The 21,002-nt window shown below is 40.9% G+C and carries 15 protein-coding genes; 11 read left to right on the top strand and 4 right to left on the bottom strand.

The window, feature by feature from the left end; translation table 11 throughout:
* The first annotated feature begins 42 nt into the window (after positions 1 to 42).
* The 4 genes from DMZ48_RS00165 (at position 43) to DMZ48_RS00180 (ending at position 7,848) form a co-directional block, all read left to right on the top strand.
* The gene (locus DMZ48_RS00165) at positions 43 to 1,395 is read left to right on the top strand and encodes a serine hydrolase domain-containing protein (protein ID WP_143953079.1); all 1,353 of its coding nucleotides are present in this window, start codon (positions 43 to 45) and stop codon (positions 1,393 to 1,395) included.
* A 730-nt stretch (positions 1,396 to 2,125) separates the two neighbouring features.
* Positions 2,126 to 5,431: a SusC/RagA family TonB-linked outer membrane protein gene (locus DMZ48_RS00170; protein ID WP_143953080.1), complete on the top strand. Its 3,306-nt coding sequence runs from the start codon at positions 2,126 to 2,128 to the stop codon at positions 5,429 to 5,431.
* Between the two features lie 12 nt (positions 5,432 to 5,443).
* Positions 5,444 to 6,844 (top strand): RagB/SusD family nutrient uptake outer membrane protein, encoded by a 1,401-nt coding sequence (locus tag DMZ48_RS00175; RefSeq protein WP_143953081.1) that lies wholly within the window; start codon positions 5,444 to 5,446, stop codon positions 6,842 to 6,844.
* Between the two features lie 26 nt (positions 6,845 to 6,870).
* Positions 6,871 to 7,848 (top strand): hypothetical protein, encoded by a 978-nt coding sequence (locus DMZ48_RS00180; RefSeq protein ID WP_143953082.1) that lies wholly within the window; start codon positions 6,871 to 6,873, stop codon positions 7,846 to 7,848.
* A 75-nt stretch (positions 7,849 to 7,923) separates the two neighbouring features.
* Here the strand turns inward: DMZ48_RS00180 and DMZ48_RS00185 are convergent, their stop codons facing one another.
* Positions 7,924 to 8,493: an RNA polymerase sigma-70 factor gene (locus DMZ48_RS00185; RefSeq protein ID WP_143953083.1), complete on the bottom strand. Its 570-nt coding sequence runs from the start codon at positions 8,491 to 8,493 to the stop codon at positions 7,924 to 7,926.
* Positions 8,494 to 8,614: 121 nt separating this feature from the next.
* Here DMZ48_RS00185 and DMZ48_RS00190 point away from each other — a divergent pair, with 121 nt between their 5' ends.
* From DMZ48_RS00190 to DMZ48_RS00205, 4 genes are all read left to right on the top strand, one after another.
* Entirely contained in the window at positions 8,615 to 9,736 is a 1,122-nt protein-coding gene (locus DMZ48_RS00190) for a FecR family protein (RefSeq protein WP_143953084.1), read from the top strand.
* A gap of 94 nt (positions 9,737 to 9,830) precedes the next feature.
* Positions 9,831 to 13,364, top strand: a complete 3,534-nt coding sequence (locus DMZ48_RS00195) for a SusC/RagA family TonB-linked outer membrane protein (protein ID WP_143953085.1) — start codon at positions 9,831 to 9,833, stop codon at positions 13,362 to 13,364.
* A gap of 2 nt (positions 13,365 to 13,366) precedes the next feature.
* Positions 13,367 to 14,764, top strand: a complete 1,398-nt coding sequence (locus DMZ48_RS00200) for a RagB/SusD family nutrient uptake outer membrane protein (protein ID WP_143953086.1) — start codon at positions 13,367 to 13,369, stop codon at positions 14,762 to 14,764.
* A 7-nt stretch (positions 14,765 to 14,771) separates the two neighbouring features.
* On the top strand, positions 14,772 to 15,989 hold the full coding sequence (locus DMZ48_RS00205; RefSeq protein WP_143953087.1) for a TlpA disulfide reductase family protein: 1,218 nt from the start codon (positions 14,772 to 14,774) through the stop codon (positions 15,987 to 15,989).
* A 3-nt stretch (positions 15,990 to 15,992) separates the two neighbouring features.
* On the opposite strand, the gene DMZ48_RS00210 is transcribed toward DMZ48_RS00205, so the two are convergent.
* Both DMZ48_RS00210 and DMZ48_RS00215 read right to left on the bottom strand, forming a co-directional pair.
* The gene (locus DMZ48_RS00210; RefSeq protein WP_143953088.1) at positions 15,993 to 17,441 is read right to left on the bottom strand and encodes a hypothetical protein; all 1,449 of its coding nucleotides are present in this window, start codon (positions 17,439 to 17,441) and stop codon (positions 15,993 to 15,995) included.
* A 7-nt stretch (positions 17,442 to 17,448) separates the two neighbouring features.
* Positions 17,449 to 18,096 (bottom strand): hypothetical protein, encoded by a 648-nt coding sequence (locus DMZ48_RS00215; RefSeq protein ID WP_143953089.1) that lies wholly within the window; start codon positions 18,094 to 18,096, stop codon positions 17,449 to 17,451.
* 277 nt (positions 18,097 to 18,373) lie between these two features.
* On the opposite strand from DMZ48_RS00215, the gene DMZ48_RS00220 reads away from it, so the two are divergent.
* Positions 18,374 to 18,958, top strand: a complete 585-nt coding sequence (locus tag DMZ48_RS00220) for a hypothetical protein (RefSeq protein ID WP_143953090.1) — start codon at positions 18,374 to 18,376, stop codon at positions 18,956 to 18,958.
* 20 nt (positions 18,959 to 18,978) lie between these two features.
* Here DMZ48_RS00220 and DMZ48_RS00225 read toward each other — a convergent pair whose 3' ends face one another.
* The gene (locus DMZ48_RS00225; RefSeq protein ID WP_143953091.1) at positions 18,979 to 19,620 is read right to left on the bottom strand and encodes a hypothetical protein; all 642 of its coding nucleotides are present in this window, start codon (positions 19,618 to 19,620) and stop codon (positions 18,979 to 18,981) included.
* 161 nt (positions 19,621 to 19,781) lie between these two features.
* On the opposite strand from DMZ48_RS00225, the gene DMZ48_RS00230 reads away from it, so the two are divergent.
* Together DMZ48_RS00230 and DMZ48_RS00235 are read left to right on the top strand one after the other, a co-directional pair.
* Positions 19,782 to 20,153, top strand: a complete 372-nt coding sequence (locus tag DMZ48_RS00230; protein WP_143953092.1) for a VOC family protein — start codon at positions 19,782 to 19,784, stop codon at positions 20,151 to 20,153.
* 126 nt (positions 20,154 to 20,279) lie between these two features.
* Positions 20,280 to 20,975 (top strand): NUDIX hydrolase, encoded by a 696-nt coding sequence (locus tag DMZ48_RS00235; protein ID WP_143953093.1) that lies wholly within the window; start codon positions 20,280 to 20,282, stop codon positions 20,973 to 20,975.
* The last annotated feature ends 27 nt before the right edge of the window (positions 20,976 to 21,002 follow it).

The following is a 21,002-nucleotide window of genomic DNA, read 5'->3' on the forward strand; positions in this document are numbered from 1 at the left end:
ATTTTCATAAATTTAAAAAGACCAAAACCAACCACCTTTAAAATGAAAATATTCCTTACTTCCCTTACGGCTGTTATACTACTGGGATCCTGCCAGGTAAAGACCCGTACTCAAAAAGATTCAGAATTAATCGTTTATGCCGATTCGATCTTCTCTATTGCAGTCGATAGCAGTGAGATCGCAGGTGCTGCAATTCTGATCGCCAAAGGTGATTCAGTACTTCTTGATAATCGTTATGGTTTCAGCAGTCTGGAATTACAGGTTCCTATTCCGGAAGAGGCCCAGTTTGAGATCGGTTCTGTAACCAAACAATTTACCGCAGCCGCTATCTTAAAATTAGCAGAAGATGGAAAATTGAATCTGGATGATGATTTTACCCAATACCTGGATTTCGATACCCGTGGAAGAAAAGTCACCATACGCCAGTTACTGGACCATACTTCAGGTATTCCCGGCTATACCGAAATGCCATTTTTCGGAGATCTCATGATCCAACATAAACCTAAGGACACGCTGGTAAGGCTTGTCGAAAAAGGAGATTTCCTCTTTGAACCGGGAGAAGCCATGATCTATAATAATTCAGCGTATTTCTTTTTAGGTATTATTATCGAAAAGGCCAGTGGAGAATCATATGAAACCTATCTGGAAAAAAATATCTTCATACCATTGAAAATGGAACATACCTATTACTGCAGCAATACAGAAATAAAGAACGGAAAAGTATACGGTTACAGTTTTACGGGAGAAGGACTGAGTCAAAAAGGGTATCTCGATCATACCTGGCCCTATGCCGCCGGATCACTGTGCAGTTCTACTCAAGATCTTTATACCTGGTTAAAAGCCTTACACCATGGGAATGTACTCGATGTCGCTACTTATAAGACCATGATCACCCCTGACACTCTAAATGACGGCACACCGCTTAGCTATGCCAAAGGGTTACTTCATTTCAAGAATCAAGGGCATGATATGATCGCTCATGGCGGAGGGATCAACGGCTTTCTATCAGAAGCCCGATACTTCCCTGACGATGATCTGTACGTTATCTGCCTCGTCAATACCACAGGCCCTAAAGGAGCCGGATATTTTGCAGACGCACTGAGTTGGGAATTATTGGATAAGGTTCCGGTCGATCAAAAGGCACTGGATACTGACCTCTCCAAATTAGTCGGTTATTATTCCGGTGCGGTTAGAGGCAGAAGGATCGGTCTGAATGTAGAAGCAATGAACGATACACTTTTGATCAAACATGAAGGAAGAGAGAAGGTCGACACCTTATCCGTCTTTATAGGAAATAATACCTGGGTGGAAGGTAATGACGTCATTTCATTTTCTGAAGATAAAATGAAGATCAATGAGAACTATGGCTTCTATATTTTGAAAAAATCTGAGTAGACCCTCTTAAAAACTCAATAAATTCCTCATTTTCAATACGTTTTCGTTTTCCACGATCAGACAAACCTATTGATCTGATTTACTGCATTTTACAATTTTACAATTTGTTCACCTATCCATTTTTAGTGTATTTCATAATGATTTTTTTAAAAAAAATTAAGAATAATTTAAGGGTAATTAAAGTTTCATTCGTGATATACAATATATAATTCAGGTTCTTTTCAATAATCATGAATTTTTGACATTGACTGAATTTTATGAATTAAAAAACCGAAAAATGCTGCTACATTTTTCGGTTGGTAATTAAGATGATTAATAATTTAACCATTTAAAGTTATGACCAAATTTACAACTTTAATTCTACGCGGTAAAACAGGCTGTTTTTCTTTAAAAAGGATAGAAATACCTCCTTCATTCATTTGATTCAAATAATAGATCGCGATAAGCAGTAACGGGGCTAACTGCAATTCAGGCTTATCGATTTTCACGCTGATCCGGATTGGTTTCACACCTTTTAAGATCAGACGAAGGGACTGTTATGTCTGAACTTTTCTCAAATGAACAGTAAAGAACAGCGTCCATCGATTTGCTGTCAACCCACCAGTCCCACTTCAAACAAATCAAATTATACTAACTAAAAACAATTTGCAAATGAAAAACGAGCACACCACTAACGACCTGAAACCCGAAAACCGAAACAAAATTGATCATTAAAACCTTATCTACAATTATGAGAAGAATTCAAGCTTACTCTGAATTACTGGGTAAGAAGGGGCTGGCGTTGGCCGGATTCTCTTTCGCAATGATGATTGGCCAATCTTCCACGGCTTATGCTACGGATAACCATACATCTATCCAAAACAAGATCCATACTATAAGTCTGATTAAAAATAATTACGACACGAAAGATCAGACGATCACAATTAAAGGAACTGTCATCGATGAAAAAGGTGTTCCCCTCTCCGGTGTTGTAGTGATGGTACCCAACACGACCATTGCCTCTCAGACTGATTTCGATGGGAATTACACCATTACAGTTCCCGAAAATACCAAAACACTGTTGTTCTCTTATCTCGGATTCGAAGATCAGACCATTACTATCGGTAAGAACCTTACCCTCAATATCGTTATGAAAGAGAATATCGAGGAACTCGGAGAAGTAGTGGTTACGGGATATCAGACCATTTCCAAGGAACGATCCACCGGATCCTTTGCCCAGGTAGAGGCTGAACAAATTCAAACCCGACCTGCCGCCACCAATATCCTGGAAAGGATCGAAGGTTCAGCCGCAGGTATCAATTACACCAACGGCTCGGTTACCGTACGAGGAGGCAGTTCCATGTTACTGGGGCAGAGTCCGCTCATCGTAGTTGACGGATTCCCAATTACCGGAGGAATTGAAACCGTAAACCCCGAAGATGTGGCTACGGTTACGGTACTGAAAGATGCTTCTGCCGCTTCAATCTGGGGAGTTGCCGCCAGTAACGGGGTGATCGTGATCACTACTAAAAAAGGTAAAGCCGGACAAAAGTTAACCGTGGAGGTATCGGCCTTTACTTCTATGACCGAACAGATCGATTATAATGAGAACGACTGGATGAGTACTTCCGATCAATTGGACATGCTCCTGGAATATGATGCAAAAGGTTGGTTCCAGTACGATCAGAAAATATCCAGAAAACAGGCTTTCACCGGCTTTGAACTTGCAAAATTGCATTTACTGGGGCTGGCTCCCGACGGAGATGTATGGTCACAGTCACAGTTTGACAACTACATAAATTCCCTGAGAAATAAAGAGGTGATCGATGACTGGAAGAAGTACCTCACCCGTACACCGGTACTTCAAACTTATAACCTCTCTCTGTCCAGTGCCGGAGAGCGTAACTCTACCTATGCATCCCTGGTGTTCAATGATCAGAAGGATGCTGCTATCGGAGATGCAGAACAACGTTTGATCTTCAATATGAATGACACTTATAAATTCAGTGATAAGGTACGCTTTTCTGCCGCGGTAACTGCTACTTACCAACAAGAACTCAATAACGGGATGTCGGTGAGCAGTGTGAATACCTATGAAGGGTATGAGGCACTGGTGGATGATTATGGTCAGCCAACACAGTTCTATCGGGCCTATGATCCGTGGACCAGTAAGGAACGGGAAGCAGCCAACGGTATTCATTTAGGATTCAACCCTATCGAACAACAACGTGCCAATGACAACTCCTATGAAGCTCTTGATATCCGTGCACGCTTCGGTCTCGAAGCTGAGATCTTAAAGGATCTAACTTTCGCAACCAATTTTCAGTATGAAAACAGCTTTGAGAAATATGATAACTTCTACAGCATGGATGAGTACAACCAGCGATATAAGGTCTCGCGAGCCTATGTTGACGGGGTATACCAGTACCCGGTAGGTACCAACTACCGATTCACCGAAGTGAATGAATATTCCTGGAATTTCCGAAATACCCTGAACTGGGATAAAACCTTCGGAAAACACAAGATCACCCTCTTCGGTGGTGCTGAGGTTAGAAAAATATTCTCAGAGACCACCTCCGACAGTAAATACGGGTATAACAAACAAACGACTCAATCAGTTCCGATCAACCAGCAGGATTTTCAGGCAGGTAGAATATTCGACTGGTACGGAAACCGAATGTACGATACCTTCTGGAACACCTACAATTCAGACCGCAGACAATTCTCGGTCTTTGCCAACGGCGCCTATGAGTTCGATTCCAGATATGCAATCAATGGATCCTTCCGTATCGACCAGGCCAACCTGTTTGGGTCTGACCCGGATTTCCGTTATAAACCACTCTGGTCTGCTGGTTTTGCCTGGAACATCACCAATGAATCTTTTGTGAATATCGACTGGGTAGACATGCTGAGAATGCGGGCAACCATCGGGGTGAATGGAAATGCATCTTCCACCGAATCACCATATGCTCAGGCCGCCAATTATGTAACCTCCTGGGGAGCTAACCTGTACGACATGCTGCGTTTTACCAAGCCGGAGAATCAGCAGTTGAAATGGGAAGAGACAAGAACCTTCAACCTGGGGCTTGATTTCAGTCTCTTTGCCAATGCCATCGGTGGTACGATCGAGTATTATAACAAGAATAGTACTGACCTTTTAGGAAACGTAACCCTCGACCCAACGGTAGGATTTACTTCTGCCAGACTAAACTACGCGTCGATGATCAACCGTGGAGTGGAAGTAACCCTTAATGCAAACATCTTGCAGGGTGATGGATTTAACTGGAGAACCTCCGCCAATATTTCCTATAACCACAATGAGGTGACCGATATTCTGGATCAAAAATTCACACCCTATCGGATTGCAACGGGAGGAGATCTCGCGATTGGTTCTCCTCTGAACAATCTCTATTCGTATAACTATGCCGGACTCGACAATGCCGGTGTGATCCAGTTGGTGGATCCGAACGGAGGTACTAAATCCTGGGATGCCGGTGTGGAGGATAAATCAGAACTGCTTTATCACGGAACCACTGTGGCACCCTGGTATGGTGGACTCACCAATACCTTTAACTATAAAGGGATTGACCTGACCCTGAATCTGACCTATAAGTTTGGACATGTATTCCGTAGGTCTCATGATAATTCCTATACCAATGCCTATAACAGACCGGATAATATCTGGGTGAACCGTTGGCAGGAGCCCGGTGACGAACTTACCACCCGAGTGCCGAAGATTCCGTATAATGGTACGAACCCTTATAATGGTGTTGGAGAGACCTTCTATGACGGACTGGATGCAGATCTCTATTATTCCTATTCTCAGGATCTGATCTACAAAGCAGATTTCATCAGGGTACGAGACATCATCCTGGGATATACACTGCCTAAATCCTTTACTGATCAGACTTTCTTCACGAATCTGAAGTTCTCGTTCAACGTGACCAACCCATTCCTCTGGGTAGCCAATGATCCGGGATATGATCCGGAATACGCGTATACCCAGGCATATAACAACCTGAAGACCTACACCTTCGGATTAAGAGCAACCTTCTAAAAAATACGCAAGATGAAAAAACTATTGATACTTCTGATAACCACGATCCTGATCACTTCGTGCAGCACGGATGAATTTCTCGATGTGATACCTACAGGAAGTAAAATACCCAATACCGTAGAGGATTTTGATAAACTTCTGAACGACTATAATTCCTCCTATCCTACCTGGAACAATGTTTCCTATATGGATCCGGATACCTGGATGCCGGGAGAGAATTATAATTATTTGTGGAGACTCTTCTGGAGAGAACAATACAAATGGTCTGAGCAACAGTACAATGTCGATGACAATGATTACGACTGGATCTACAAATACCAGCGGATTTATGTGTATAACCTGATCATCTCCTATGTGGATGAAGCTCCGCTGGGAGGAACGATGACCGAAGCAGACCGTATGCGAATCAAAGGAGAAGCCCATGCACAAAGAGCCTTCGATTATTTCTTTTTGGTGAATGAATACGGTCCTCATTATACCGCTGCCAATCTGGAGGTACCTACTGTACCCCTGGTATTGGAGACCGATCTTTCTGCCCAGCCGCCTAAAGCGACCGTGGGTGAGATCTACGAATTGATCGAAAATGATATTGCTATCGCCGAAGAATTACTTAAGAATGGCCAGGTGATTGACGAGGATGCTAACTTCAGACCTGGATCGGCTTCGGTGTATGCCTTCCGCTCCTGGATTGCACTGTACAAAGGGGATTTCGAAACGGCAAAGACTTATTCCGATAAAGCACTGGATCTGTTCGATTACCTCTATGACTATACTGAGTTGGAGAACAAGACCGCGGGAGACCCCTGGAGTGGCTTGAGCATTACTGATTTTGATTATTCCACCGATAATCATTCTGTTATCTGGAACCGATACCACCGCTGGACCTACTATGATCCGGCGCAGCAATTCCTTCCTGAATTAGCGGAACTGTTCGATCAGGAGAACGATCAACGATTCATCCTGTTCGCTTCACCTACGAACTATTTCGGAACCTTCGACGCTTCCCCCAACTGGTACTATGCACGTTATTATGCCGAATCAGTAGCAGGAATTGACACCAAAGACCTGTTGATGGTAAGTGCGGAAGCCCACATCAGAACCGGAGATGCACAAGGAGCTCTGGATCGCATCAACTACTTACTTGAACACAGAATATTGAACTTCACACCTTATGAAGTCGGTGATTTTTCCGGAAACGAGGCGATCCTGCAATTCGTAAAAGACGAACGTCGCAAAGAACTCATGGCCACCGGGAAGAACTGGTTCGATCTGAAGCGTTATCATGCCTATGGAGAAACCGTTCCAACCTATACCAGAGAAGTAGAAGGACAAACCTATACGCTGGAGCCGGGAAGTGATAAATACATAGTTCCGATCTCCCCGAAGATCCTTAACCTTAATCCTAACCTGTAGTTTCCATATTTTAAAAACCGAATAAAATGAACAAATTCAAGATATTTAAATATATATCGGTATGTACAGTACTGTTCGCACTCTTTTCCTGTTCGGATGAAGGCTATACCGACAATTCAGGCGTTACCCTGCCTGAAACTGAAGACCTGCCCTGGCAGGCCAATACCACACTGGAGGTAACCCCGGATGAAGACCATGCCTCTTTTATCTGGTATCATGACCTGCTTACCGGAGAAGATTACTGGGGAAATGACGAAGTGATCCTGAATTTTGATCTGGAATCTGTGCTTACCGCAGATCAATTCTCCAAAATCGATTTCTACCTGACCGCAGAAGAAAAAGATGGATATAACTATACAGCCCCTTATGAGACCAGTGGTGCACTTTTGACCACCGTTAGTGAATGGAATGAAGAAGGTCAGTTCAGCCTGACCATTGCGGCTGATTCGGCCTACGATCTCTTTCTGAATAAATACACCTATGATCGCTCCGAAAAACTGGCTCGCGAAGGCGACCTTTTTGAAATTCATTGGGTTATCACGGCCAAAAACGGAGAAGTATATGACTCTCGTGAATCCTGGACTGGGGATACCCGTTTTGGCATTCAGACTAAACTGGAAAACTATGCACCACCGATCTTTGAGGGAACCTTCACTTATGAATATACCGACGCGACGGCAGACGCAGAATATTGGGGTAAAATCTCAGTAGGAGAAACCGGATCCATAAATTTCACACATCTTGGAAATCAGGTTTATTCTGTTCCCAATCTCGGTTTTAGTTATAATTACACCAGTTCAGGCACCATTACACTGGATTTCCTCTCCGGATTGATAACGGTCAAGGGAAATGTTGAAGAGAAATGGATCATTACTAAAGTAGACGGACCGGACCTGTATATCGATATCGAATATAAATATTCAGCCTCCTACAATGAATACTTCTCTGTTAAACTTACCAGAACAGACGGAAATAACTGGCCTGAAAACATCCATACCGAATAATTTTCATTGGTATTTTTGATTAATTTGATTAGAGGAAATGGGGACTTGAAAGTCCCCATTTTATTTAGTATCAGATCAGGAATGACAAAATACCTTCCTGAAAAGAAGAAACATATTCATAAATTGTTCGCCGAGCACTTCTCGAATGCGTTTGTAGGCGATCCTCATCTGAGATTCTACGGTTTTAACGGAAATCCCCAATACCTCAGCAATTTCTATATGTGTTAAACCTTCATACTTATGTAATTTCAGTACTTCCTGGCATTTATCAGGAAGTTCATCGATCACTTTGGAAACCTGTCGATATTTCCTCTGCATGCGATCTTCATCTTCCTGACTCTCTGATTCCAGAGCGGAAGCACCTATATTCACATAGATCTCACTTCGCTTATTTTCTCTTCTGAAATGGTCGATAAGAATGTTCTTGGAAAGTGTAAAAAGGTATTTCAAAGGGGTCACTTCAATAACCACCTCTTCCCGCTTTTCCCATAATTTAATAAAAGCCTGTTGCGCTATATCTTCTGCAAGGGAAATATCCTTAGTATAAACAAGACAAAATGCCACCACACGGTTGAAATACATATTGTAGATCTCCCTGAATAATGGCTCCGTTATCTTTCCGTTATATTGGTCTTTTGTATTCATAGCACGATCAACACAAAAATACAGGATAATACGAAATGTTAAATAAATTATAATAAAATATAGTAACTTAAGGGTGGTTAAATTCTCTTTCGTTATCCCTATAGAATTAGTATACTAATAAATGAAAAAACTGATCCGTAAATACCTCAATTCCAATTTAAATGAGGAAGAAACTCTTGCCCTAAAAAAATGGCTGGAGAAGGATGAGAATAACCATGAATTTGAAGAATTAATTCAGGAAGAATATCTCATCAATCTCCATCACGTTGAAAAATATGGCAAGGATCGCGATCGCATTTTCGACAAAATTATCGCCGCCAAACAGCCAAAGATTATTCCACTTTGGAAAAGGACACTCCGATATGCAGCCATATTTATATTGCTTGCAGGTCTCGGACTCATCCTTAATTATTTCCTGAATAATGATACGATTAATGCAGTGCCTGTCGATATGGTCTCTATCTATTTTGGAGAAAACAGTATTCGTATCGATACCGAAGCTGCCAATCATAATGTATATGATCCTGATGGCAAATTGATTGGAAATTTCATGGGCGACACTTTATTCTATAAAGGGAATACCGGACTCACTGCAGAAATGCTGATGCTAAAAGTTCCTTACGGAAGAAGATTTTCAGTTCAATTGACGGATAGTTCCATGATCACTTTGAACGCCGGAAGTATTCTAAAATTTCCTGACGACTTTAAAAATGAAAATAAAAGACTGGTCTACCTGGAGGGAGAGGCCTATTTTGATATCAGTCATAATGAAAATAAACCCTTTGTCGTGAATGCCTACGACATGAATGTAAAAGTATTCGGAACAAAATTCAACGTTGACGCCTATGCCGGTGAGCCTATGACCAAAGTAGTGTTGGTTGAGGGTAAAGTCGGAATGTACAATATAAATCATGATGACCATGCCCTACTGACTCCGGGTACCATGGGAAGCATGCAGCGATTCGATACGACCCCTGATATCACGGTTTCGGAAGTAGATGCCAATATCTATACATCATGGATGGAAGGGAAGCTCGTATTCAGAAATGTCAACTTCGAATCTGTAATCAAAAGTCTGGAGAGGTCCTTTAATAAGGAAATCATCTTAAAGAAAAATGATCTTAGAGACCAGACCATCAATGCTACCTTTGATCAAAAAGAACTGGAATCTATCCTTAAATATCTGAAAGAACTCTATAATTTTGATTATTCCATTCGGAATGATGTTGTCTATATTCGATAACACATGCGAGCAGTGAATAGGCCGGACTGACAGGGTAACTTTCTGACATTATTCTTGATCAAATTGTTGGAATTGAAAAAATAAAACGCATTGAATGAGGTTCAGACCTGAGCATATTCTCGTAATACTATGTCTTTTGTTCATTTCCGAAATGAATGCACAAAAGAAAAGGATAACGCTCGATCTGGTGGATGTTCCACTTATAAAGGTCCTGGAGGATATAGAACGTCAGAGTCGTTATGAATTTGCCTATCTCGTACAAACCATCGATCCTGATCGCAGGGTTACCATTAAGGTCAATGAAGCTAAGATAAACAGAACGCTTGAACTGTTGTTCAAGGATACGACAATTACCTATAAAATTATCGATGACCAGATCATACTTTCCAAAGAAGAGAATGCCCTGGAAAAAGATAACCTGCCACTGACAACAGTGGTACAAAATTCCAGAACATATTTTGGAATCATTTCTGACGAAAATGGCATCCCTATTCCAGGTGTTACCATTAGCACCTCCGATTACAGATTTCTTGGATTCAGTGATGCTCAGGGACGTTTTGCCATTACCGTTTCCACAACAGCAAATCAATTATATTTCTCCTATGTTGGATTTGAAACTAAAAATATAGACCTGTCCAATCTCGTAAAAACCTCGGGGCTTTCTGTGATTATGACTGAAGAAGTGAATTTTCTTGATGAGATCGTTTTAACCGGCTATCAGGATATTCCTTCAGAACGAATGGCAGGATCCTATGACAAGGCGGATGAGGAGGTATTGGCTAATCGAATTTACACCAACCCGCTTGAAAGAGTTCTCGGTAGATTATCCGGGTTGAATTTCAATCCATACTCCCAGAATTTAGAAGTGCGCGGTCAGTCTTCCCTCCTTAGGAGTAGTACTCAACCACTCATTGTACTTGATGGATTCCCTATGACCGACCAAAGTAATCTCGCCGCGATCAATGCGGAAGACATCGCTTCGGTCACTTTATTAAAAGATGCAGCTGCAGCCTCTGTATGGGGTGCACGTGCAAGTAACGGTGTACTTGTGATCGAGACCAAAAAGGGAGAACGAAATACCCCGTTACAATTGGAGTTATCTACTTTTATCGAGATTGAAAAGAAAGTGAACACCAAAGATTTCAGCTGGCTCACCACTACTCAGGAACTGGAATTCGATCAGGAATATTATGACAAAGGTTATAGCAACCTGCCGAATTACCTGTCGCTGGGACGAAGCCTGAACAATTTTCATTTGGCTAAGGTATACCTGAACGGACTTTCTCCCAACGGAGATATCTGGTCACAACATACCTATGAAAATTATATCGCGGCACTCAGGCAATATGATATCGGCAAGGATTGGGAGCGATATTTAATCAGGAATCAGATCCGACAAATTTATAACCTGTCCTTTCGAGGAGGTTCTTCTCAACATTCCTATTATGGTTCTGTATCTTATAATCAACATTTGGGGCAGCTTATGGGCAATAGCGATGACCGTTTGACTGCCAATTTTAAGAACGACCTGAACTTTAGCAAGTACATCCGGCTAAAGCTAGGCGTCAATGGTGTTTTAAAAAATGAAAAGCTGAACGGACTCACCTTTACCGACCTCCGGAATGCCCAGCCCTACGACCGTCTTATTGACGATCATGGCTTTCGTACTGCCATCAACACCTCCTGGAATCCATGGATATCTCATGAGCGTGAAGAACTAACCGGATTATCATATGCTTATAATTCTCTGGCAGAACAGGAAAATCGTGATAATACATCCCACGGATATGATATCAGAGCCGATATTTCGTTAGAAATAGACCTTTTAAAGAATTTACAGTTCGCCACCTCCTTTCGCTTTGAAGAAGGTGAAGTGGTCAATAATGACTTCAAAAATATGGATCTGCCCTCCTACAGGTTTACGATAGCTGATTTTTATGTTGATTCAGCCTTCAGAATTCCATTAGGTTCAGATTACACTAAAAACACCAATTCCTACATGGGCTGGACCTTCAGAAACACCCTATCATATGATTTGGAACTGGAAAAACATAGTCTGAGTCTTTTCGCCGGAGCTGAATATCAAAGGAGATTTCTCAAAACCATTCTCTCCAGAAAACTAGGCTATGACAAATCAGATGGCACCTATGTACCCTTAAGTGCGATCGGACTTGAAAGTGTATCGATCACCGACTGGTACGGGAATCGATATCCTTATAGCTACAGAAGTTTCGAAAATGAAAATATCGATGATAATCGCTTTGTGAATTTCTTTGCCAATATGGGGTATTCATTTCATGAAGAATTTCTTTTAAATGCTAACATAAGGATCGACCAGGCTAACATTTACGGGAATGATCCTTCTTTCAGATATAAACCTCTTTGGTCGGTTGGAGCCGGCTGGATACCCACAAAATCACTGATCCCGGATTCCGACGTTTTGAATTATCTAAAGATTCGGATATCTGCAGGGACCGGAGGCAATACGATCTTTAATCTTTCACCCTACCCAACTGCTATTCACTGGTCGAACAGCAATGGCTATTTTTATCCCTACAGCTATTATTATGAACCAGGAAATCCTAATTTGAAATGGGAGGAGACAAAAATATACGATATCGGAGTTGATTTCACCCTTTTTGATAATCAGCTATACGGATCACTGGACATTTATTTTAAGAAAAGTGACGATCTCATCGGACTCAAATCACTGGATCCGACCAATGGATTTCTGGATGGATTTGTAAACTACGCCGCTATGAAGAATAGAGGATATGAGATAAAACTGGGTGGGGAGATCCTACGATCATCATCGTTCGAATGGAAAGCTGACATCAACTTCAATTATAATAAAAATAAGATCATTAATTATGAGAACCTCAATTCAACTCCGGATGAGATCACAGCCGGTATCCGGTATTTCGAAGAATATCCTGCAAACGGTCTCTTCGCATATAATTATGCAGGCCTTAATGAACATGGTGATATAATGCTTTATGATACCGATGGCCGTAAAAAACTTTGGAGTGAAGCTATCGGGAATGATGAACTGGTCTATGAGGGTCCAAGAACTCCCCCCTATTACGGAGGTTTTTCCACTTCTTTAAGATATGGATCCTTCGACCTTTCGGTTAACACTGCTTATCAGTTCGGGCACGTCTTTCGATATTCCATCGGCTATGGTATCGAAGGCTATGGCGCAGGTAATAATATCTCGGAATTCAGCTCCTTCAATCTAAGAATGAATGAGGCCTGGGCTCACCGATGGCAAAATCCGGGTGATGAGCTTACAACTCAAATCCCCAGAATTCCCTACAACGGTTATAACCCGGAAAAAGGCGTGTATGAAAATTACTATACCGCCTATACCAGTCACCGGATATGGAGTCAATCAAGCTATCAAACCTATGAAGCCGACAATTTTCGGATTCAGGATATAATTTTCGGGTATACGCTCCGGGGATTCGCACTTAAAAGTTCATCCATAAAATCATTGAGATTCACCCTGCAATGGACCAACCCCTATGTCTGGCTTAAGAATGAAAGAAAAATAGATCCGCAAAATCCCAAAGAAAATGCCTATGCCAATCTGCCGAGATTGATCTTTGGATTAAGAGCAAAATTGTAAGTATGAAAAGTATTTTAAAATACATCCTCTTATCAATCCTGATTGGTGCCTGTGAAACTCCGGATGAATTTTTGGATGTGAAACCAGACAACTCATTCAATCCTTCCACGTTGGGAGAGTTTGAGTCGCTGTTAAATAATGTATCATTTTCCTACAGACGACTTCAGAACCTAACGCTCATCGATCCCGATATAGCCATGAATGATCAATCTTATGCGAATATCATGGCCGATGAAGTAATGGTCAATGCCTTCAGATGGAATCACGAACTCTATAATGAGATCACAAACGATCCGGATTACAATGATGCATATTCCAACATCTTTACTTTTAATCAGATCATTATGGATATTGAAGAGGCAACTGTCAATGAAGGCTACGAAGAATCTGACCGTGCAAATATAAAAGCGGAAGCACACGCCCAGCGTGCAATGGAATATTTCCTGCTAATCAATGAATATGCTGCTCATTATGATCCTGATCACCCTGACATCCCAGGTATTCCAATGCCCTTGGAGAATGATATAGAAGCACAACTCCCACGATCTTCAGTTTCAGATATTTATTCACAGATTCTAAGCGATCTTGAAATGGCCGCAACCTTGTTCGATGATACTTTTGAAGATGTGCAACCCGAAGCCAACTTTCGTCCCGGACTTGCCTCAATCTATGGATTATTAGCTGAAGTACATTTGTATATGGGCGAATTTGAGCAGGCCGCGAGTTATGCAGAAGATGTGCTCCTGCGTTATAATTTTCTCTACGATTATAATACCATTGAACTCGAGGACATGGAAAATCCCTGGAAGGGCATCACTGAAACCGACCTGACCTTTGCCACGCTGAATAAAGAGGTTATCTGGAATCGGTATCATCGATGGAACTATTATAATCCTTTTTACCTGTTTAGCGATGACCTCGTATCAACTTTTGATAAAGCCAGAGATCGTCGGTGGTATTTCTGGTCAACGCAGGTCTCACAAAACGGCATTGATACAAGTCCGTATTATATTTTCTGTATGTCGGATATCGAAACGAATGCAGGGATTACCATTCCCCGTTTGCTTTTGACCTATGCAGAAGCTCAAACGCGTTCTGGAAATGTACCACAAGGACTGGAAGCTTTAAACACTTTGCTAACCCATCGAATTTCCAATTTCCGTCCCTATGAAATCACTGATCAGAATGAACTTCTTCAACTTATAAAAACTGAAAGAAGAAAAGAACTCTTTGGGACCTCTTTAAATACCTTCGACCAGAAACGCTATCATATTTATGGTGAAAAAGTACCGGTTTTTGAACGCTCCCTCAATGGCATGAACTATGAATTATCTCCGGGAGACCAGGGTTATTTCATTGCGATACCCCTAAAGATCCGAAACATAAATCCCAACCTTTAAAGTTCAAATGAATCAAAAAACAACTCCATATATTCCTTATTGGATCCTGATACAGATACTGTCTTTGTCGCTTTTATTTAGCGGATGTAAACGTAAGGAAGATCAGGCTTTAAAAAATCAGAACTTTACCGTGATAGGAAATGTAAAAAACCTGAACAGTGAATACCTGATCTACAGTGAAGATTTCAATTCGAAAACCGGAAACAGAATATATGACACCCTATGGATTAAGAATGGGAAATTCCAATTTCAGGATAGTATCGCCAATTTCAAATATTATCGGATTTTCGCGCGCCAAACCGAAAAAACCATATCACGCGTTGATGAAAAGAGCCATTCTTATCTGCCAACTCCGGTATCATGGTTTCACTTTATTGGATATCCCGGAGCTACAATAAAACTCGAAGGTCAGATTACAGACTTTGTAGATGCATACCCGAACGATGGTGGCATCAATGATTCACTGGGAAAACTTAACCGACGGATCTTTCCGTTACTGGATACCATAGTTAATTTAAAGCAACAATATTATCTGAACAATTCGGATCCGGAAACCTATCATGAGATCAGTAAAATATCTGATGCTATCATGAAAGAAATTCGTGCCGAAAAAGAGCGATTCATAGTATCTCAACCTGATTCTCCGGTTGCAGCTTTTGTATTGCTGGATGCCTTTACACGAAGTGAATTCAACGATGCAGAATTCAATCGGTTATATGAAAAACTAGATAGTATAGCCTTGAAGGATGTTTCTTTTTTCGAAGATCTTCGGGTGAGATATCTTGCCATTGAAAATATCAAGATCGGGAAGATCATTCCTGATTTCACCTCTCCCGATACACCTGACAGTACCCTGTTCAATATTCGGGAATTAAGAGGTTACTACGTACTTGTGGATTTTTGGGGAATCTGGTGTTCGCCATGTACCGATGAACTTCCTCAGATCAAATCCTATTATGAGAAATACAAAGATAAGGGATTGACGATCCTGGGGATCAATTCGGGAGATACGAGGGCAAAATGGCAGGATTATATTTACTCGAATGAATATAACTGGCATCATATTCAATCTGATAAACTTCAAAATGACCTGATCACCCAATTAAATGTCAGGTATTTCCCGACCAAATTCCTGATCGACCCTGAAGGCCGAATCATATTTAGTTCAGAACAATCCAGACAAACGATATTTGAAGTGATGGATGAGATCTTTTCAGACAAATGAGTTTTAGAATTTTCTAAAATAAAAAGTGTACCCTAATAAAAATCCAAAGGAATTATAATCGGCCTGCGTAATGGTGGTGGCCCCTTTTAAAAGATCACCTTCGGTCGGATTACTCAGATTACCGGATTGTTCATAATCACCGGTGGTACCTGTGCTGTAGAGAATTCCCAAACTTAAACTACTATTCGTTCTTGTAAACGTTGCTCCGAGAGAAAAATGATACAAATCCCAGGAACTGATCGTAGTACGGATACCATTGCCATCATTCAGATCATTATCGAAATAAGACATATCTGAACGCCCTCCGATCATAAATGACAAACTTTCATCGACTGTGTATTCATAACCCAAAGCTACGTTCAACACCGATGTCGCCGCGCTTCTTACATTCAGGAATTCATCACTTGAAATATCCGGGGCGAGATCGGCCGGTCTTACAAAGGTTCCGGGAGTGACCTCCATAATATCATAGATATCGATCGAGGAAAAATATTGTGCCGCAATTCCAAAGGCATGTTTACCCGAATCGTAATTTACTCCTACTGCCAAGGATGCCGGTGATTTATATTTCGTTTTTAATTCTGCCTGCCTGTCGGTAGCCACGCCACTCTTTCTTTCCCCATCTTCAAATAACACATTCTTTGCTGCCACATTAGCCGCAGTTGTTCCCTGTCCTCCAATATTCAGAGAAGGCGTGGTAAGGGTTATCCCAAAACTCCAGGGTTCCATCCGGTAGATCAACCCGAGTTTCATCGAATAACGGATGTTATAATAATCGACATTTTGCAAAAGGTTACCCCCAATGAATGATTCTTCAGCATTGTTCTGAAAAATATAGGCAGAGTAACTGCGATTATAGGTATGTGATCGGACCGTGATCAGATTGGTAAGTCCGACCGACAGGTTATCCCCTATCTTTCGTCCGATACCGATACCTCCTACTACTTCGTTCACTTTATTCGATAAGGCACTTTCCCCAACCAATTCTTCATTTCCCGGACTTATCGCATCATCGATCACATTGAAGTTTCCGTCAACGCGGGCAATTCCTTTGAATTTGAAGTCCATGGGAACAACAATAGTATAACCCAACTTCCATTCAGAATTCTTCAGGTTTATCATCCCGCCAACCAACAAGGGAACTGAACCAAGATTCTTACTTTTAAAATCTCCGCGATCACCTAAGGCATTATAGATCTTGATATTCTCAAGCCTGTATGCATTTGCATTGATAGAAATGGAGGCGTTCTCCAGAAAGCCCAAGCCTCCCGGATTATACCAGATCATCGTGTTATCATTTGCCCCACCGATGACAGCACCTGACATCAATGCGGTTCTGGTACCAAACTGTTGAGACCAATAATGGGTATCCTGCCCTAAAGCCACCAGTATTCCTGATAACAGAAAGGTCAGTAGTAGTAGTACGGTATGTATACGTTTAAAAATGATCATAATGCAACTACAAACCCTTTTTGATAACCCCATCTTTCACCAACTGATCAGCCAATGCCTTGGTGTATCCTTCGATAAAGTTCTCGTAATCGGTTGGGTTATAGGTCGCAGATTGAGCTGACCACACCAATTCTTCTGTAGCGGTATCATAAAAATTGCTTTCTACAAAATACTTCTTGTCTTCCGTATAATATCCGGGATCATACGTCATTGGATAATAACTGGAATAATATCCATAGAATCTGCCATACCCCCCATATCCCATGGGAGCATAGGTCGTTGAACCGGGAACATACCTTGTTGAAGTCTCTGTATCCTTCAGAGTTACTGTAAAAATGCTTTCACACCCTGTAGACTTGATCTCTTCCAGCAATTCTTCCTTGGTAGGCATGTTCTCCTTCGAGAAAGTCTGCTTGAAGATATCATGACTCTTAACAGCCTTAACACCTTTTGCACTCACCTTTTCAGCAAGTTCATTTTCCAAAAGATTCTTCAGTTGAACATTGGATCCGATAAAGGCTATGAACACACTGTTATATTTCTTGTCGAATTTGGCATCCGGATTTTTCCAGGATCCAGTCATTTTGGTGGTGGCTCCTCCACAGGATAAGAGTAAAAACGCCCCAATAGTCAGAAAAGAGATGAAAATCTTCATAATACTAATGTTTTAGATACACATCAGTATAAGCGGAAAGATAGATGGTTTTAAAATTAAGAGCAACTAACTAATAATAAGCAATTTATGGATTTTTATTGAATATAAAAACCTTATTAATAAAGTATAACAGTAAAATATTGTTGGTTATTTCCTATAACAAAAAAATCATCGGGCAAAAATTAAGGATTTCCTATAACAAGATCTAAAACACAAACTTTGATAGCTCATTATCAGTTATTTATGTTATTTTTATCTTGAATTAAATCCAATCAGAATGTCATTTAAATTCAACGTGTTAATCAGAATCAGATACTGTTGCCTGTTCCTGTTGTTCTTTTTCGCTACACAACATACTGTAAAAGCTCAGGAAGAAGAAGTTACTATAAATGAAGAAGTCGAAAATGAATCCTGGCTTAAAAATAAATTGTCACTGTATACCGGATATGCCTGGGTTCCAAAAGGGAGAAACCCGGAAACAGGAAACAAACAAACCATTTTTGCACCCTCTTTGGGACTTTCCTATGAATACTGGTTTGCTGAAAAATGGGCCATAAGTACCTATGATGATATCGACATCATTAAAGTTGGAATTCAGGAAAAAGACAATAAGATTCTTGAAAGGGAAAACGCTATCCTTCTGACGGTCGGATTTACTTATGAGGTGATCCCGAAATGGACATTTGCCATCGGAGCAGGAATTGAAACCGACAAAAATGAAACCCTGAAAGTGATGCGCTTTGGATCTGAATATGTTATTCTTGAGAAAAACGAATGGGAGCTTTCGGTCTCTTTATGTTATATCAACAAAGATGTTTATGACATTATAGGCATTGGGTTTGTCTTTGGTAAGAAGTTCTGAATACGTCGGTGAATATATATTTAGTTCAACCTGAAAACAAGTCCGCCACCTAAACTAAATTGCACAAAACTGGAATACGTATTAAGTCCTACCTGCGGTCCATATCCGGAAAAATAAAGCCCGCCACCGATGGCCTGAGGCGAGGAGATCAATTGTGCCTGTAATCTGAATCCAGCCCTGGTAGAAAGCCAGTAAGTACCACCGAGACGTGCTCCCCATGCAAACTTCGTTCCATTAGAACTACTACCGGTTGAAGGGTCTTTAACATTGATGATAGCGATCCCTCCAAGAAGACCAAAAAAACCTTCCAATGGTGACCCCACCCTGCGAAAATATTGATTCCCCCCTGCCAGAATGTAATTGATTCCTAAGTCGAAATCAACATATTCAACGGAAGTATTCAACGATCTGAAGTAGGTAGGTGCGTGCGTATCCATGCGTAGATATAGCAATTCAATTCCTGTATGGGGGGCTGGAAGGAATTCAATTCCCCCACCCCACTGAGCACTTCCTTTGATCTTTCCATCATAATATTCACGGGAAGAATAATATGAATTGAAACTGTCGTCAAAAGCATAATTCAAATAGACATTCAATCTTGTTTCCTGGGCCAATCCGTTGGCACTTACGAAAAACAAGGCAATAATGATAAAGTATTTCATAGTAACAGATTTATCTAAAATTGAAAAGCAGTGTAGGAAAGCTCGGGAATATCTTCTTGATTAAAGATAGTTATTTTGTAGAAATATTTTTTCATATATTACTGACATACTGATTATTACTAAAATATTAAAGGAATTAACATTACTAAAAAACTTCGACGATGAAACTTGGTGCCTTTTCCCTGAGTCTGGCGGTCAACGACCTTTCAGCTTCCAAAGAATTCTATACGAAAATCGGGTTTGAGATCTTCGCCGGTAGTGAAGCTCAAAAGTATCTGATCATGAAGAACGGGGATGCTCTCATCGGACTTTTCGAGGGAATGTTCGAGAATAATATCATTACTTTTAATCCCGGCTGGAATCAAAATGCAGAAACCCAGATGAAATTCGATGATATAAGAAGTATCCAAAAGGATTTTAAATCAAATGGTCTGACACTGCTGACAGAAGCAGATCCCGGTTCTAAAGGCCCCGCGAATTTCCTGATAAAAGATCCGGATGGAAATATAATTCTGATCGATCAACACGTTTGAACAACCCATAGGTTCTATTTGAAATAACCTTTAAGAAAAGTACAAAGTGTGTCGTGGGTATCCCGTACAAAATTCTATTGCCCATATCTTTAAACTTCCGTATTTTTGTGTACTATATACGCAAAGATGTCATTCAAATCGGAACAACACATAAAGGTGGCTGTAGATGCAGTAGTGTTTGGTTACATACAAAATCACTTGCAAATCCTGTTAACGAAACAGAACCATGGAAGCGGCATTCCTAAATGGGCATTACCCGGAGGTTTTGTCAAAGATAATGAATCTGTTGAATGTGCAGTTTCGAGAGAATTACAGGAAGAAACAGGAGTGAATGTGAATTATCTGGAACAATTATTCACGTTTGGCTCGGTGGATCGTGACCACCGCGGTAGAGTTGTAAGTGTAGCCTATCTGGCTCTTATCAATCCACGTCATTTTATCCTTTGTACTTCCAGAGAAGATATGGAAACAGAATGGTTTAATCTGGATGAAATTCCGGATCTTGCCTATGATCATAAAGAGATCATCGAAAAAGGATGGGAACGTTTAAAGGCTAAGATCAATTATCAACCCGTAGGATTCGAATTGCTTAAAAGAGAATTTCCATTCTCAGATCTGGAAAACCTCTATCAGACCATATTGAATAAAAAGATCGATCGCAGAAACTTCCGAAAGAAGATCATGAGTTACGATCTATTGTTAGAAACCGATAAGATCTATCAACCAAAAAGCGGTCGTCCCGCTAAATTATATAAGTTCAATCACAGGAAATACCGTAAACTTGAAAAAGACGGTTTCCACTTTGAGGTAAAATTCGCCTGATCTTCCTATGGCTAACACTTCGGGAGA

Origin of the sequence: Robertkochia solimangrovi (assembly GCF_007279655.1) — a bacterium.
Classification (GTDB): Bacteria; Bacteroidota; Bacteroidia; order Flavobacteriales; family Flavobacteriaceae; genus Robertkochia; species Robertkochia solimangrovi.